The organism is Terriglobales bacterium, assembly GCA_035691485.1.
Taxonomy (GTDB): Bacteria; Acidobacteriota; Terriglobia; order Terriglobales; family Acidobacteriaceae; genus JAIQGF01.
In genome coordinates, this window is sequence record DASSIZ010000134.1 from 17,147 (window position 1) to 31,312 (window position 14,166).

A 14,166-nucleotide genomic window follows, 5' to 3' on the forward strand; every position below is an offset into this window, starting at 1 on the left:
CAGGCCGCACCGAGCGTGCCCGCCAGAAGGGATTCATACCATGCGCAAGAAAGTAACGGTCGTGGGCTCGGGCAATGTAGGCGCGACGGCCGCGCACTGGATCGCGGCGGCCGAGCTTGCCGACGTGACCCTGATCGACATCATTGAGGGCGTACCCGAAGGCAAAGGCCTGGATTTGCTGGAGGCCATGCCCATCATCAAGAAGGATTCGTACGTGGTCGGAACCGAAAATTACGCCGACACGGCGAATTCCGACATCGTGGTCATCACCGCCGGGGTGCCGCGCAAGCCCGGCATGAGCCGCGACGACCTACTGAACATCAATCACAAGATCATGAAGGACGTGGTCAGCAAGGTGGTGCAGTATTCGCGCGACTGCATCCTGATCATCGTTTCCAATCCGCTGGACGCGATGGCGCAGGCGGCTTACAAGCTGAGCGGCTTTTCGCGCAACCGCGTGATCGGCATGGCCGGCGTGCTCGATTCGGCGCGCTTCCGCGCCTTCATCGCGCAGGAGTTGAAGGTGTCGGTGGAGAACGTCACCGCGTTCGTACTGGGCGGGCATGGTGACACCATGGTTCCACTGGCTCGTTATTCCACGGTCGCCGGCATCCCGTTGCCCGAGCTGATGGACCAGGCCACCATCGATCGCCTGGTGCAGCGCACGCGCGACGGCGGCGCCGAGATCGTCAAGTACCTCAAGACCGGCAGCGCCTATTACGCGCCCTCGGCTGCGGTCGCGGAAATGGTGGAAGCGATCTTGAAAGACAAGAAGAAGATCCTGCCCTGCGCCGCGTATCTGGAAGGCGAATACGGGATCAACGGCTTATTCGTCGGCGTGCCCTGCAAGCTGGGAGCGCGCGGAATTGAAGACGTCATCCAGATCCGGCTCACTGCCGAAGAGAAAGCGGCGCTGGAAAAGAGCGCCGGCGCGGTGAAGGATCTGGTCGCCGTGATCGGAGTGTAGCCGCAATCGCGGCGAAACTTGGCAGGCCCCGCGCCATCGCCGGGGCCTGTCTTACTTCAGTGGGCCGATTTCGCAACTCCTACCAGGTAAGCGCCGATCGCTTCCTTCCAGTGTCCCATCTTGGCGGCGTAATTTGCTTCCGTGAGTTGTTCGACGAAGAGGTTGCCGTGCCGGGACAGGCCGACGTAGGAATCGGTTACCTCCACCTCAACCCGTCCAGCACCCGCCGGACGACACCGCACTTCGATGTTCCGCACTACGAAATCAGGCGCCACCACGTTGTACGCGACTAGGTGATGGGTCGGGTCGTAACGCACCACGGTCCATGTCAGCACCATGTCGCCGTGGTCACGCGTGCGGAACACCATGCCTTCCGAGATGTCGCGGTCGCGCGGGTACAGCACCTCGGGATCCCACCCTTTCGCCCAGTGCCGCTCGCCCTGCGGCGTAAACAGGTCGAAGATGGTGGCCATCGCTCCTTCAAATTCCAGGTGACCAGTTCGGGTAATGGCCGCGGCGGTGAACTGCTCCGGCGAACCCTCAGGAGCAACGGCAGCACCCAGGACAGCGGCCGCCAGAGCTACCAGGACTTGTGTCGTCATGTTTCCCTCCAAAAGGAAAACGCCCGCACGCGTTGCGCGCGTACGGGCGGAATTTCGCTGCAAAATGCAAAACGCCCGCGCCGGAGAGCACGGGCGTTGCACTGAAAAAATTCTAGCCTGTCTTCTTGCTCCGGGCAATAACTATTCTGGCCTGCGCGGCTACTTCTTCGGGGATGCGCGTCGGACCCGAGCCGTGGAGTTGGCGGCGACCGCGGACCGGATCAATTCCTTGAAGGCGGCCTGGTTGAGCTTTTCGCCTTCGCGAATGTCGATGGCTCGGCGCGTGTTCCCCTCAAGGCTGGAGTTAAACAGCCTCTGTGGGTCCCGGAGGGAAGCGCCCCGGGCGAAGGTGAGCTTCACGACCTGTTTATAGGTTTCCCCCGTGCAGACGATCCCGTCGTGGGACCAGACCGGGATCCCCGGGGACTTTGCCTTTGCCCATTTCCATTCCTCCTGGATCTCGCGGTCCGCGTCGTGGATGAGCCGGCGAACCCGGGCGAGCGTCTCGCCCCTCCAGTCCCCCAGCTCCTGGATTCTTTTCGTGATGTTCTCAGAAGCAGCCGTGCTGCTCTCGACACGTTTCGACGTCATGATCTCTCCGACCCGAGACTCTATCTCGCCCAGGAGCTCGCCGGCGTGGCCTGCGGACGGCGCCCAAACGAAGTACTAGAGCCCCCAGAGACGCCGGTGACCGCCGCCCTGTGTCCCACGCCTCCGGCATCGCCCCCCCGAACGGCTTACGCGCGCTCGATCTTCACCGACTTTACGGTGACATCCTTCAGCGGCTTGTCTTGCGCGTTGCGGCCTACACTCACAATTTTGTTCACCACGTCTTCTCCTTCGACCACCTCGCCGAAGATGGTATGGTTCCCGGTGAGCCAGGGAGTCGCCGCAACCGTGATGAAAAATTGGCTGCCGTTGGTGTTAGGGCCGGCATTGGCCATCGCCAGCTTGCCGGGTTTGTCGAACTTGTGAGGCGAGCCCTTGGTCTCGTCCTCGAAGCGGTATCCGGGGCCGCCGAAACCGGTGCCGGCCGGGTCTCCGCCCTGGATCATGAAGCCCGGAATCACGCGATGGAAGATGGTTCCGTCGTACAGCCGGTTGGTGGACTTCTGGTGCGTGACCGGATGCGTCCACTCGCGCTTTCCTTCCGCCAGGTCAACAAAGTTCTGCACTGTTTTGGGGGCATCTTTTTCAAAGAGCCTGCAGACAATGGTTCCTTCCGATGTCTCCAAATTCGCGTATGTTCCCGGTTGGCGTGCCATGGCGCGTCCTTTCTGGCATCGAATCTCGATCCGTATGTGGGTTGACGGGTCTTTCAGTCCGCCAGTCTTTCAGTCATTCGGTATATCGCCGAGGCTGGAAATTGCCTCACGACGGATGGACTGACGGCCTGATCGACTCAAGAGCTCTGAAGAAATCCTGTCGGTTTCATTTCACTTTTTCGATGCAGCGCCTCCGGGAACGATCTTGATATGCGTAATTCGTACCGGCGTGGTGGGCTTGTCGGTTGCATCACGTGGGACGTGAGCGATCTTGCTCACCAGCGAAACCGGTTCGCACTGACCGAAAATGGTGTGCCGCCCGTTCAAGTGCGGGGTGGGAACCTCGGTGATGAAAAACTGCGAGCCATTGGTGTTGGGGCCGGAGTTGGCCATGGCGAGGCGGCCGGGACGATCGAACTTCAGCGTGGGATCAAATTCATCCTTGAATTTATAGCCGGGATCACCGGTGCCGTTACCGGCCGGGTCGCCGCCCTGGATCATGAAGTTGGGAATCACGCGGTGAAAGATGGTGCCGTCATAGAGTGGCGTGTTGTGCTTCTTGGCGCCGGAAGCCGGGTTGGTCCAGTCCTTCGTGCCTTGGGCAAGGCCGATAAAATTCTCCACCGTGACGGGCGCCTTGTCCTTAAACAGCGAGCAGTTGAAAGTGCCCATCGTGGTCTCGATGACGGCGGTGGGATTGCCGTTGGCATCGGCCGCCAGCAGCAGGGAAGGGACGCAGAGGCAAAAAAGCGCAATCAGTTTTCGCATAATCACCTTGATCAAGTGTTATCGGTTGTCAGTTATCGGTGGTCGGTTTTGGAACCGAACATTTTACTCGTGGCTGCCAGTTTTTGCGTTGAGTTCGCGGCTGACCTGTTCCACCTGACGGAATACGCGCAGCAGGTTGCCGCCCAGAATTCCCCGGATCTGCGTGGCGGTGTAGCCGCGATCGAGCAGCGCCTGCGTGATCTTGGGCAGGTCGGCGGCGGAATCCATGCCCTGCGGCATGGCGGGATTGCCGTCAAAATCAGAACCCAATCCGACGTGCTCCACGCCGGCAACCTTGGCGATGTGGTCGATGTGGTCGATCAGCACCTTGAACGGTGGACGCGGCAGCTTGGCAGCCCACTCTTTTTCCACGTCCTCTTCGACGTCGGCATAATTGAGAGGCTTGCCTGCGGCGCGCATCTTCTCTTCATGGGCTTTGACGGCGGCGTCTCGCTCCGGCGCCTGCGCGTCGAAGGCGCGGCGAAAGTCTTCATCGAGAAACGCGTCGAAGAAATTGACCATCACCACGCCGCCATTTTTCGTCATTGCTTTCAGCATGTCGTCGGTCATGTTACGCGGCGCCTGCGTCAGCGCCCGCGCCGAGGAATGTGAGGCGATGATCGGCGCCTTGCTCACGGCGATCGTGTCCCAGAACGTCTTGTCGGCGACGTGCGAAATATCCACCATCATTCCCAGGCGATTCATCTCTTCGACCACCTGCTTGCCGAACGGCGTCAGGCCGTCATGGTGGCTGATTTTCGGATTGTTGATGTCGCCCGATGAATCCGCCCATTCATTGGTGTTGGACCAGGTCAGCGTCATGTAGCGCACGCCGAGGCGGTAGAAAGCACGGAGCAGATGGATGTCGTTCTCGATGGCGTGGCCGCCTTCGAGCCCGAGCAGCGCGGCAAATTTCTTGTTCTTGCCAGTGCGCGCCCGCATGATGTCATCCGCGCTATAGGCCATCACCATCCGGTCGGGATGACGGCGCGCTTGCTCGTAGACGGAATCGATCAGGTCCATCGCGCGCCGGGCGTAATGTCCGCCGAAATACCCGGGTTCGACCCAAATGGAAAAGAACTCGGCGCCCAGATTGCCTTGCGAGATCTTCTCCAGATCGATGCTGCCGGTGCGGGTCACGGCCGCGATGTCGAAGCCCTGGTCAAGAAAGTTTTGCGGGGTGTCGGCGTGCGTGTCGATCACAATCGCTGCCTCATGGATCTGGCGCGCCTTTGCCGAAACCGTGGGACCTGAATCAGGCATGGTTTGTCCGCCGGCAGCAAGACACCACGACAGGGCGAGCAAGGCCGCCGTCGCCGGAAAATAAGGATGATGATCGGGATCAGTTGGAGTTGCGCGTCGCGCCCGCAGCCACCGCAAGTTTTTCGCTATCACGCCACGAAGTATAACGGTCGGAGACCATTACGTGAAAGCAGGCCTGGCGGCGCTCTTCCACGGCTTCCACCAGTCCGAGGTTGCGCAGGTTGACGAGATACTTTTCCGCGAACGCGCGCTGGCGGCGCGTCATGCCGCGTTTCGCGATGTCGACGGTAAGGCCGGCAAGATGCGACGATGCGGTCTCGCCTTCGGCGGGCGCTGCGTTGTGGTTGTAGCGGGCAAGCCGTTCCTGCTGTTCGACGGTGCGGACCGCCGAGTTCACCTGGATGGGCTGGTGAAATTCTTTGTAGTACGCCTGGCCAAAGTCTTCCAGGAACAGGCGCGTCCACGGACGGCAGTAGCGGCGCGATTCTTCCAGGCGTGGATCCACGCGAACGAAATTGCTCTGCGGCAGGCCGACCAGCTGGTCGCGCGCGATTAATTCTTCGAGGTCGTGGTCGTTCTGAATCCGCACCAGTTGCAGGCGATCGATTTCCGCGTTCTGCTTGACCAGGGACTCATGCGAGCCCTTCAGCATGACCGGAACCCAGCGTATGTGCCGGAGGTGATGGTAGGAGCTGTGGCGATAGCGCGTCTTGATGGTCGCGGCGAATGATGCGGTGGATAGCATCACCAGCAGGATTACGGTGATACCGGCCCGAAAAGTGGCGCGCAAACGGCCCCCTGAACTCGACAGAGTAGTTGGATGATGACTCTTTTGGAAGTGTAAACCCAAGTCTCACGCCTCTGACTCAGGTTTATCTCCTACCGCACCAAGAAAAGCAAGGGTCCGGGCTTAATCCCGTGGGTCCGGGGGGAGTTACTTTCGTCACCGGCTAAACAAATCGGCAATTGCCTGTTTCATGACCGCGCCTCCCACCTCCGCGATGGAGCGGGTGAGGGGGATGTCCTTGGGACAGACCTCGACGCAGTTCTGGGCGTATCCGCACTCGTGAATTCCGCCGTCGCCCATCAGCGCGTGCAACCGTTCGCTCCTGAGCGCCTTGCCGGTGGGATGGGTGTTGAACAGGCGCACCTGGGAAATCGTGGCGGCGCCCACGAATCCCGTGGACTCGTTGAACTGCGGGCAGGCTTCCATGCAGCAGCAGCAGGAGATGCAGCGCGACAACGGGTAAGCCTGCTCCTGGTCTTCCGGCATCAGCCGCGGTCCGGAGCCGAGGTCATAAGTGCCGTCCACCGGGACCCAAGCCTTCACCTTCTTCAGATTCTCGAACAGGACGGAGCGGTCCACCTGCAGGTCGCGGATTGTCGGGAACTTGCTGAACGGTTCCAGGACAATCGGCTGCTCGAGATGGTCCACCAGCGCGGAACAGGCCATGCGGGTGCGGCCGTTGATGAGCATGGCGCAGGAACCGCAAACTTCTTCCAGGCAGTTGGAATCGTAAATGATGGGCGTGGTCGGCTTGCCGTCGCGGGTCACCGGGTTTACGGCAATCTCCATCAGCACCGAGATCACGTTCATGTTCGGGCGGTAGGGAATCTCAAATTCTTCCCATACCGCTTTGTGCTGCGGGTTGCTCTGGCGCTTGATTTTCAGAATGATCGATTTGTTGGCCATGTTATGAGTGCCTTGTCAAAACAGTCGAAATAACTTAACCACAAAGGACAGCTGCTCGGCTCACAGTTTCTGGAGTAGTCGCAGTAGCTGTGCCAGCATTCATTTCCTTCGTGTCCCCTCGTGCCCTTCGTAGTTTAATTTTTCACCGATAAAGAACGCCTGTAATCAACAGTAAAATTCCGCCTATAAGCAAAAGTGCGAACGGAATGCCCGGCAGGATCAAATGAAATACCAGGCCGCAAACGATCATCAGAACACCGATAACGATGTCAACGATCAGCAGCGCCGGGATGCGTTTTCCGTTCATGCGTTCTCTGGCAAACTATGCGGAAGCTACGCCAGCATTCATTTCCTGCATGTTCCTCCGCGTCCTCTGTGGCAAAACTTTTTCATTTTGCGACATCGTATTTTCTCGGCCGCGGCGGGATGAGCGACGTATCCACCGCCTCGAATTCAAACCGGGGCTCGTCGGCGTCGGGCGCGAAGTAAGCCTTCGTCGTCTTCAAGAAGTTCTTGTCGTCGCGCTCGGGGAAATCCGGCTTGTAGTGCGCGCCGCGCGATTCGTTGCGCATGGCCGCCCCCTGCGTGATCACGCGCGCCAACTGCAGCATGTTGTAAAGTTGCCGGGCAAAGGCGAAGGTGCTGTTCGCCCATTGCGTCTTGTCGCTCAAGTTCACCTTGCGGAAGCGCTCTAGAAGTTCCACTAACTTCGTGTCCGTCTCCTGCAAATTCTTGTTGTAGCGGATGACGGTGCAATTGCGCGTCATCACGTCGCCCAGTTCGCGCCAAATCCTGAACGGGTTCTCGTTGCCCTGGTTGTTGAGGAGCAGGGCATTGGCTTCTTCCTGGCGCTTGCGCTCGGCATCGAAGGCGCCATTGCTCGCCGCCGTTGTCTGAGAACCCGCGTATTGCACCGCCGCCGGTCCACCGATGAAGCCACCCCAGATGCAGGAAACCAGCGAGTTCGCGCCCAAACGATTGGCGCCATGATATTGGTACTCGCATTCGCCGGCGGCAAACAGGCCGGGGATGTTGGTGGCCTGCTTGAAATCTACCCATAAGCCGCCCATGGTGTAGTGCATGCCGGGGAAGATTTTCATCGGGATGTCGCGCGGGTCGTCGCCGACGAATTTCTCGTAAATCTCAAGTATGCCTTCAAGTTTACGGTCCAGCACCTTGCGGTCAATATGGGTTAGGTCGAGATAAACCATGGGGCCGCCATCGATGCCCAGGCCATCCTCGTAAACCACTTTGTGGATCTCGCGGGTAGCAATGTCGCGCGGCACCAGGTTGCCGTACTTGGGATAGCGCTCCTCCAGGAAGTAATAGCGCTCGTTTTCAGGAATGCTCTTGGCATCGCGCTTGTCGCCCTTCTTCTTGGGAACCCAGACGCGCCCGCCCTCGCCGCGCGCCGATTCCGACATCAGACGCAACTTGTCTTCGCCGGGGATCGCCGTCGGGTGCACCTGGATGAATTCGCCGTTGGCGTAGAACGCGCCCTGCTGATAGAGAGCCGACTGCGCCGAACCGGTGCAGACCACTGAGTTGGTGGATTTCCCGAAGATGGCGCCGATGCCTCCGGTGCAGATGATGACCGCGTCGGCGGGAAAGGTGACCACCTGCATGGAACGCAAATCCATGGCGCAGATGCCGCGGCAAATGCCCTTGGAATCGAGCACCGCGGACAGGAATTCCCAGTGCTCGTACTTCTTGACCTTGCCCTCGGCTTCGTGACGGCGCACCTGCTCATCGAGCGCGTAGAGCAGTTGCTGGCCAGTGGTCGCTCCCGCGAAGGCAGTGCGGTTGTAGAGCGTGCCGCCGAAGCGGCGGAAATCGAGCAGTCCTTCGGGCGTGCGGTTGAAGGGAACGCCCATGCGGTCGAGCAGGTCGATGATGCCGGGCGCGGCATCACACATCGCCTTCACCGGGGGCTGGTTGGCAAGGAAGTCGCCGCCGAATACGGTGTCATCAAAGTGCTGCCAGGTGGAGTCGCCCTCGCCCTTCAGGTTCTTGGCGGCGTTGATCCCGCCCTGGGCGCAGACAGAGTGCGACCGCTTCACGGGCACGATGGAGAACAGGTCCACTTGCCCGCCCATTTCGGCGATCTTGATCACGGCCGCCAGGCCGGCCAGACCGCCGCCAACTACGATGATCTTAGGATTGGATGCCATATGAAATTTCCCGCAGGGCCGAACCGCTCATGAATTCAATTCTGGTAAGACGTACGCTGCTGAAGAGTGCTGCTGCTGCCGGAACTCCTCCATATGAGGCACCTGCGCTTCGGGTGTAGTGACGAATGCGTAGAGCGAGCTGGCGGCCAGCCCGGTCAGCGCCAGCCCGATCACCAAGCAGACATAGCCGAACTTCTTCCGTCCCTGCTCGCCCACAATGAAGCCCCATTTCGCGGCAAACAGCCAGATGCCGTAAGCGAAATGCCACGATGCCGCCACCAGTCCGATCGCGTAGAACGCCACCAGCCATGGGTTCTGCAGCTCAGCCCACACCTTGGCATAGGCGAGGTCGGAATGGGTAATGATGTGCGCCCCGGTAAAGCGCATGGTCCAGGTGTGGTAGCCGATGTAGAAGAAGGCCACGATGCCGGTGTAGCGCTGCGCCGTGTACATCCAGTTTCCGATCCAGGGGTAGTCGGTGACATTGGATTCGCCGCGCCACCAGATCCAGAAGCCGTAAAGCGCGTGGTAGGCGATGGGGATGTAAATGAAGCAGATTTCCAGGACCAGCACGAAGGGCAGGCCGGTCAGGAACTTCACGTTCTCGTTGTACGCAGCGCCGCCATTGACGGCGAAGGCATTGGAGAAAAAATGCTCGAGCAGGAAAAAGCCGATGGGAAAAATGCCGCTGACGGAGTGCAGGCGTCGCCAGAGGAAAGAATTGCCCTGGCCCGCGCGCAGCGCCGGAACTCCTGCCGCCACCCGGGCCGCGCCTGCCTGTGCCGCAGAACTGACCGATGTCGCCACGGTGCAGCTCCTTATAAGAGTATGAATTGTAAGAACGAACCGCTCATTATTGGCCCGCTACGTCACCAAGTCAAGAAACGCCGGTCACCCATTTATGTGATGTCACGCCGGGGTGTGACGATTCCGCCGCCGCCGTTCCGGCGCGGAACAGGCGCATTTTCCGGGAAAACAGGGTTTTGAAATCCCTCGCCAGCCGCTTGTTCGCCCTCATCGCTCGATATAATGACCTCCGAAAAGCTCCCCCGCGGCGCAGGAGAATACCCATGATGGCGACACTGGCGTCGTCCTTTGTGCAGCTGGCCGAGGAGTGCGAAAGGGAGGGATTGACGCTCAAGAACGCGGAAAAAATCGGCCATGAGCTGGCCCAGTTCTTCGGCGTCAAGCAGGACGAGGTCGGGATCCTGCGGCTGGAGCACAAAAACCTGGTGTTCTGTTACCCGGCAAAGCTTCATGACGTGGGCAGCATTCCATTAAATACTTCCACGTCGGTCGCGGTGCGCGCTGCCAATACCCATCGCGGCGAGGTGATCAACAATTTCGCGCAAGTGAAGCACACCAGCATCTTCGAGGCGGTGGACCTGGGGGCGGACAGGACGTCGCACCTGGTGGGGGACGAAAAGCCCGATCAGCACGTGCACGTGATTCAGAAGCTGATGGCGGCCCCGGTCATGGCGGCGGAAGGAGCCCTCGGAGTGATCGAGATTTCGCGTAAAGGGGTTTCGGCGCCCGTTTCAGGACCCGACTTCACTACTGTCGACCTGCAAAAGCTGGTAGCCTGCGCCTCGGCATTGGCAAAGTGCTTCAAGTAGCAAGCGTCGCTGGCGGGCATCGCTCATCGCCGGGCCTCCTTTTCGAACCACTCTAGAAATTTTCGAAACGCGGCCCCGCGATGGCTCACCTGCGCCTTCTCCTCCGCTGTCAGCTCGGCAAATGTTTTTTTCAGCGCCGGGAAGTAGAACAGCGGATCGTAGCCGAAGCCCCCGCTGCCCCGTGCGATGCGCATGATCTGTCCTTCGGCGGCGCCCTGGAACGTGGCCAGCGTCCGTCCGTCACGCGCTGCGGCGATGGCGCAAACGAATTGCGCACTGCGTTCGCTGTCGCGGACCGATGCAAGTTCGCGCAACAAGCGGCGGTTGTTGGCTTCGTCGGAGGAGTTGGTTCGATCGTGTGCGGCGGCGTAGCGGGCCGAGTGCACCCCTGGCGCCCCACTCAGCGCATCCACCATCAGGCCGGAATCATCCGCCACCACCAGTTCACCGGGGACGTACTGGCTGTAGTGCTCGGCTTTTTTGCGCGCATTGGCGTCGAAGGTGGCGCCGTCTTCCGTTGCCTCGGGTAACTCGGCGAAGCCGGGCAGCGTGGCGACCTCCACGCCGTGTGCGGCGGCTGCGGCCGCAAAATCGCGCAGCTTGCCGGCATTGGAGGTGGCAATCAGTATGCGGCGCATGTGGCGTAGGTTAGCAGACAGGATTTGTATTCAAGAAGAGTAGGGGTGAGACAACATCAAAACGTGAAGGCTTCGCGATCCTGCCCACCCTCCCCAGAGAGGCCGGACGCGAAGCCTTCAGGTCTGGAATGGGGAGAGCATCGCCCGGGATTAACCGGTCTGGCTAGTCTCCATTTGGCGTAGGCACAAGGTGCTAGCCCAAAGTACTAGCCGTTTTGGTTAGAGAAAAGAGCGTCACAGTTGCACCGCAGGCACTTAGCTTTGCTGCCGTCGAAATCCGGTGCCGCCGATTTTACCTTCGCGAAAGTTAAGGTTTGCCCGAGCGCATCGCCCGTCGTTCGTCCTTCGCCCGGCACTGCACTTTGGTAATGCAGAATTTGTGTTGCCGGGGCAGTGGGACGGAGTTATGGTGTCGCGAAAACAACCTGGTTGGGAAAACCACTGTCCTTTGCGGCGAAACCGGAGGCAATATGAGTTGCAAAGAGCGCGAACAACTCCGCAAGGTTCAACAGGAAGCGTTTGAGGAGTGGTACAAGCACAGAAGTGAGTTGGAAAGGCTTGCAACCCTCAAGAAGCACAGCTCCATGGGCAAAGTACGTCTGGTGGCGGATAAGGCCTACACGAGACTGCGCCAGTCGATGGATGCTCTTATCAGTCACAACCGCGAACATGATTGCCGCAAAGGTCGGTAGCTAACCTTCCGAACCTCGCTGCACTCTGCTCGTTGGGAGATTTTCCGCGACTTCACAACGCCGCCGCGGGCTCGAACACCGCCTGCGCCTTCCCTTGCTCTAAATGGCCCGCCCGCCACCTGCACAGCGATTGTGCAAATCCGGGTTGGTCCCAAAATGGGAATCACGGGATGTTAGCGTTGATTTTAACGTTAGCGAAAGCGTATTCGGGCGTACGTTCGTAAAACGATTCCTAATGGCCGTCCGGTGATGACGCACTTGTTCTGAGTGATACGCGGAGGGGCACATGACTGGAAACCCGATTCCCACAACCTCGTTTTTGCGGACGGAAACGAGGAAGACGGCCGACGAAGTCACTATCTGCTGCTCCGGCCAGTTCACCCTGAAGAGCTGTGAGCAGATTCAAAAGACCGTTCGAGGGTTGGTTCCTGCGAGCAAACGTGTCGTACTCGATTTTGCGCAGGTCAACTACATTGAGAAAGCTGCGCTGGGTTCGATTGTCGGCCTGTACCTGTCCTCGAAGCACCTCGGCTGTCAACTCAACGTGCACAATATGCCCCCGTGGGCGATTGATCTGCTGAGCAGGTGGCCCGAGGACGCGTTCGAGACAGGAAAGTCAATTCCCGCACGCCCACAGGCGCTTAGAACGAACACATAACGGCTTGGGCTCTGGGGATCAGAAGATGATTTCGTGAAGCGTCTGCGTCCACGCGACGCTCTAGCGCAAGTTAAAATTCTGCACTTGGCCGCGGCTGCTTGGAGGGACTTGCAAGCGCGCAGATCGGAGCAATCTTGTGGATTGCTCCGTGCTACCTACTCACAACTCTCCCAAGCACGAGCAAACGGGCGTACATGGCGACCACCGGCAGGCCCTTTTTTTCCCATTCGTCGGTGAACGGCTAGGGATCACTGTGATATGCTCTGCCCACTCCGCGCCATTCCTGCGGCATTATCCGGGCCCCAAATTCCAATCGTGAAAGAGGGATATAAAGTGAGAAGAACAGCTTATGCGCTTGTTGTGATCTGCCTGTTGTTATCCGCCTCACCGCTCCTGGCACAGTCGAAGCCCTACCACAACGGATCGGTCTGGGAGATCCAATTGATTCACGTTAAAGCGGGGATGGAAGACCGGTATGCCCGTTACCTGGCAGGGGACTGGAAAAAAGAGATGGATGCCATGAAAAAAGCGGGCTATCTGATCAGTTACAAAGTCCTGGCAACGGAATCGCACACTCCCACAGAGGCGAATGTGGTCCTGATGACCGAGTACAAAGATCTAGCCAGCATGGAAGCCAACCAGGACAAGGCGGAGCAATTGGGGCAGCAACTGTTCGGCGGGACGCCGAAAATTGAAGCTGGCTACGTCGACCGGGCTTCCTACAGGGACGTCGTCGGCAGCCGGTTGGCACGCGAGATCATCCTGGAAGCGAAATAGTGAGACTCTCCCAACCTTCTCCAAACGCGCCCTGTATAAAACAGGGCGTTTTCGTGCCGCACGGCGGGCGCTTTGACGCTCCTGGCGGGCCCGCGAGCAGCCGCGAATCAGCGGCAAAATTCTGCTCAACTTCTGCCCCACAGCCACGGACGGCAACAAACAAACGGCGCAGTGGGGGAATCGGCCTCCGCTAGCAAGCCAGTAGCACAGATGGGTTGCCGGTCCGCCTATACCGCTCAAAACGCAGTAAGATGGCGCGCCCTGAGAGATTCGAACTCCCGACCTTCTGGTTCGTAGCCAGACGCTCTATCCAGCTGAGCTAAGGGCGCGCTCCGGTGATTATACCGGAGGCTTCGCGCGCGCCGCCACCGCCGCAGCGGCGAAACTAGAACGCCGACAAGCAACAGAGCAAATCTAAAAAAAGAGCACCGGATTGCTCCGGTGCTCCCGGCTCGTACCCTCCCCCAGGTACTTCGCCAAACTTGAGGCGCTTACGCGGCATGGGCGAAGCAGGAGCCCGCGCGCCGAAATCAGCTCAGACTACTGCAGCGGGCTGTCGCTGGCGCTGGCGGTCTGGCTGACGTTGAAGCGAATCACGCCCGACTGGTCGCTGAAGAAGTGCCGCTGACCGGTCTGCGAGTTCTGCGGGTCGCCATTGATGGTATAGATCGTCGCTGCGCCGCCGCCGCTGGGGGCGCCGCTGGTCACCACGGAGAACACATAGCCGCTCTTGGTGCCGCTGGCTAACACGGAATCCAGCAAGCCAGCGCCGGTGTCGCCAACTGAGCCTGAGCTCGGCGGCCCAAGGTTAGCCAAGGTGGCAAAGCCATGGTTTGGATAGGTGGAAGCAAAGGTGACTTCCGCGGTGTTGATGGTGCGAGTCGAGCCCACCGCTGACGCTTCATTCGCGGCAATTCGCGAACGCAGCAGGTTGGGAATCGCGATCGCGGCGATAATCAAAATGATCGCCACTACGATCAGCAACTCGATCAGTGAGAAACCCTTCTGTTTGCGCATTGTGTCTTCACTCTCCGAACCTGGATACCAGGAATATCC

At 59.5% G+C, this 14,166-nt stretch carries 17 protein-coding genes and 1 tRNA gene; 5 read left to right on the top strand and 13 right to left on the bottom strand.

The features are described 5' to 3' along the window. Positions 1-40: 40 nt before the first annotated feature. Positions 41-967 carry a malate dehydrogenase gene (mdh, locus tag VFI82_16675; protein ID HET7186320.1) on the top strand — a complete coding sequence of 309 codons (927 nt, stop codon included), beginning with the start codon at positions 41-43 and terminating at the stop codon, positions 965-967. Between the two features lie 56 nt (positions 968-1,023). Here the strand turns inward: mdh and VFI82_16680 are convergent, their stop codons facing one another. The 10 genes from VFI82_16680 to VFI82_16725 form a co-directional block, all read right to left on the bottom strand. Further along, positions 1,024-1,569: an SRPBCC family protein gene (locus tag VFI82_16680; protein HET7186321.1), complete on the bottom strand. Its 546-nt coding sequence runs from the start codon at positions 1,567-1,569 to the stop codon at positions 1,024-1,026. Positions 1,570-1,728: 159 nt separating this feature from the next. After that, complete coding sequence (locus VFI82_16685; protein HET7186322.1) at positions 1,729-2,160, bottom strand: DUF1801 domain-containing protein; 432 nt, start codon at positions 2,158-2,160, stop codon at positions 1,729-1,731. Between the two features lie 146 nt (positions 2,161-2,306). Continuing rightward, a complete protein-coding gene (locus tag VFI82_16690) occupies positions 2,307-2,834 on the bottom strand; it encodes a peptidylprolyl isomerase (protein ID HET7186323.1) in 528 nt (175 codons plus the stop codon). Between the two features lie 171 nt (positions 2,835-3,005). Next, complete coding sequence (locus VFI82_16695) at positions 3,006-3,602, bottom strand: peptidylprolyl isomerase (protein ID HET7186324.1); 597 nt, start codon at positions 3,600-3,602, stop codon at positions 3,006-3,008. Between the two features lie 63 nt (positions 3,603-3,665). Beyond that, positions 3,666-4,865, bottom strand: a complete 1,200-nt coding sequence (locus VFI82_16700; GenBank protein HET7186325.1) for a dipeptidase — start codon at positions 4,863-4,865, stop codon at positions 3,666-3,668. A 79-nt stretch (positions 4,866-4,944) separates the two neighbouring features. Continuing rightward, a complete protein-coding gene (locus VFI82_16705; GenBank protein HET7186326.1) occupies positions 4,945-5,655 on the bottom strand; it encodes a DUF5715 family protein in 711 nt (236 codons plus the stop codon). 153 nt (positions 5,656-5,808) lie between these two features. Further along, on the bottom strand, positions 5,809-6,558 hold the full coding sequence (gene sdhB, locus VFI82_16710) for a succinate dehydrogenase iron-sulfur subunit (GenBank protein ID HET7186327.1): 750 nt from the start codon (positions 6,556-6,558) through the stop codon (positions 5,809-5,811). A 142-nt stretch (positions 6,559-6,700) separates the two neighbouring features. After that, the gene (locus VFI82_16715; GenBank protein ID HET7186328.1) at positions 6,701-6,865 is read right to left on the bottom strand and encodes a hypothetical protein; all 165 of its coding nucleotides are present in this window, start codon (positions 6,863-6,865) and stop codon (positions 6,701-6,703) included. Positions 6,866-6,947: 82 nt separating this feature from the next. Continuing rightward, entirely contained in the window at positions 6,948-8,729 is a 1,782-nt protein-coding gene (gene sdhA, locus VFI82_16720) for a succinate dehydrogenase flavoprotein subunit (GenBank protein ID HET7186329.1), read from the bottom strand. 27 nt (positions 8,730-8,756) lie between these two features. Beyond that, positions 8,757-9,536, bottom strand: a complete 780-nt coding sequence (locus tag VFI82_16725; GenBank protein ID HET7186330.1) for a succinate dehydrogenase — start codon at positions 9,534-9,536, stop codon at positions 8,757-8,759. Between the two features lie 263 nt (positions 9,537-9,799). On the opposite strand from VFI82_16725, the gene VFI82_16730 reads away from it, so the two are divergent. Then, positions 9,800-10,345 (top strand): hypothetical protein, encoded by a 546-nt coding sequence (locus VFI82_16730; protein HET7186331.1) that lies wholly within the window; start codon positions 9,800-9,802, stop codon positions 10,343-10,345. A 23-nt stretch (positions 10,346-10,368) separates the two neighbouring features. On the opposite strand, the gene rdgB is transcribed toward VFI82_16730, so the two are convergent. Further along, positions 10,369-10,983 carry an RdgB/HAM1 family non-canonical purine NTP pyrophosphatase gene (gene rdgB, locus VFI82_16735; GenBank protein HET7186332.1) on the bottom strand — a complete coding sequence of 205 codons (615 nt, stop codon included), beginning with the start codon at positions 10,981-10,983 and terminating at the stop codon, positions 10,369-10,371. Between the two features lie 470 nt (positions 10,984-11,453). Between rdgB and VFI82_16740 the strand changes: the two genes are divergently transcribed. From VFI82_16740 to VFI82_16750, 3 genes are all read left to right on the top strand, one after another. Next, on the top strand, positions 11,454-11,675 hold the full coding sequence (locus VFI82_16740; GenBank protein HET7186333.1) for a hypothetical protein: 222 nt from the start codon (positions 11,454-11,456) through the stop codon (positions 11,673-11,675). Positions 11,676-11,961: 286 nt separating this feature from the next. Further along, positions 11,962-12,333: an STAS domain-containing protein gene (locus VFI82_16745; GenBank protein HET7186334.1), complete on the top strand. Its 372-nt coding sequence runs from the start codon at positions 11,962-11,964 to the stop codon at positions 12,331-12,333. Positions 12,334-12,666: 333 nt separating this feature from the next. After that, positions 12,667-13,110 (top strand): hypothetical protein, encoded by a 444-nt coding sequence (locus VFI82_16750; protein ID HET7186335.1) that lies wholly within the window; start codon positions 12,667-12,669, stop codon positions 13,108-13,110. Positions 13,111-13,362: 252 nt separating this feature from the next. Here VFI82_16750 and VFI82_16755 read toward each other — a convergent pair. Continuing rightward, positions 13,363-13,439, bottom strand: a tRNA-Arg gene (locus VFI82_16755). Between the two features lie 211 nt (positions 13,440-13,650). Next, the gene (locus VFI82_16760) at positions 13,651-14,127 is read right to left on the bottom strand and encodes a prepilin-type N-terminal cleavage/methylation domain-containing protein (GenBank protein ID HET7186336.1); all 477 of its coding nucleotides are present in this window, start codon (positions 14,125-14,127) and stop codon (positions 13,651-13,653) included. Positions 14,128-14,166 lie beyond the last annotated feature (39 nt).

Bases quoted from the DNA above. Each gene is read 5' to 3' on its own strand.
- sdhA (HET7186329.1), bottom strand. From the start codon at position 8,729: ATGGCATCCAATCCTAAGATCATCGTAGTTGGCGGCGGTCTGGCCGGC.
- VFI82_16700 (HET7186325.1), bottom strand. From the start codon at position 4,865: ATGCCTGATTCAGGTCCCACGGTTTCGGCAAAGGCGCGCCAGATCCAT.
- VFI82_16695 (HET7186324.1), bottom strand. From the start codon at position 3,602: ATGCGAAAACTGATTGCGCTTTTTTGCCTCTGCGTCCCTTCCCTGCTG.
- VFI82_16680 (HET7186321.1), bottom strand. From the start codon at position 1,569: ATGACGACACAAGTCCTGGTAGCTCTGGCGGCCGCTGTCCTGGGTGCT.
- VFI82_16690 (HET7186323.1), bottom strand. From the start codon at position 2,834: ATGGCACGCCAACCGGGAACATACGCGAATTTGGAGACATCGGAAGGA.
- VFI82_16745 (HET7186334.1), top strand. From the start codon at position 11,962: ATGACTGGAAACCCGATTCCCACAACCTCGTTTTTGCGGACGGAAACG.
- VFI82_16730 (HET7186331.1), top strand. From the start codon at position 9,800: ATGATGGCGACACTGGCGTCGTCCTTTGTGCAGCTGGCCGAGGAGTGC.
- VFI82_16760 (HET7186336.1), bottom strand. From the start codon at position 14,127: ATGCGCAAACAGAAGGGTTTCTCACTGATCGAGTTGCTGATCGTAGTG.
- VFI82_16685 (HET7186322.1), bottom strand. From the start codon at position 2,160: ATGACGTCGAAACGTGTCGAGAGCAGCACGGCTGCTTCTGAGAACATC.
- VFI82_16740 (HET7186333.1), top strand. From the start codon at position 11,454: ATGAGTTGCAAAGAGCGCGAACAACTCCGCAAGGTTCAACAGGAAGCG.
- rdgB (HET7186332.1), bottom strand. From the start codon at position 10,983: ATGCGCCGCATACTGATTGCCACCTCCAATGCCGGCAAGCTGCGCGAT.
- sdhB (HET7186327.1), bottom strand. From the start codon at position 6,558: ATGGCCAACAAATCGATCATTCTGAAAATCAAGCGCCAGAGCAACCCG.
- mdh (HET7186320.1), top strand. From the start codon at position 41: ATGCGCAAGAAAGTAACGGTCGTGGGCTCGGGCAATGTAGGCGCGACG.
- VFI82_16715 (HET7186328.1), bottom strand. From the start codon at position 6,865: ATGAACGGAAAACGCATCCCGGCGCTGCTGATCGTTGACATCGTTATC.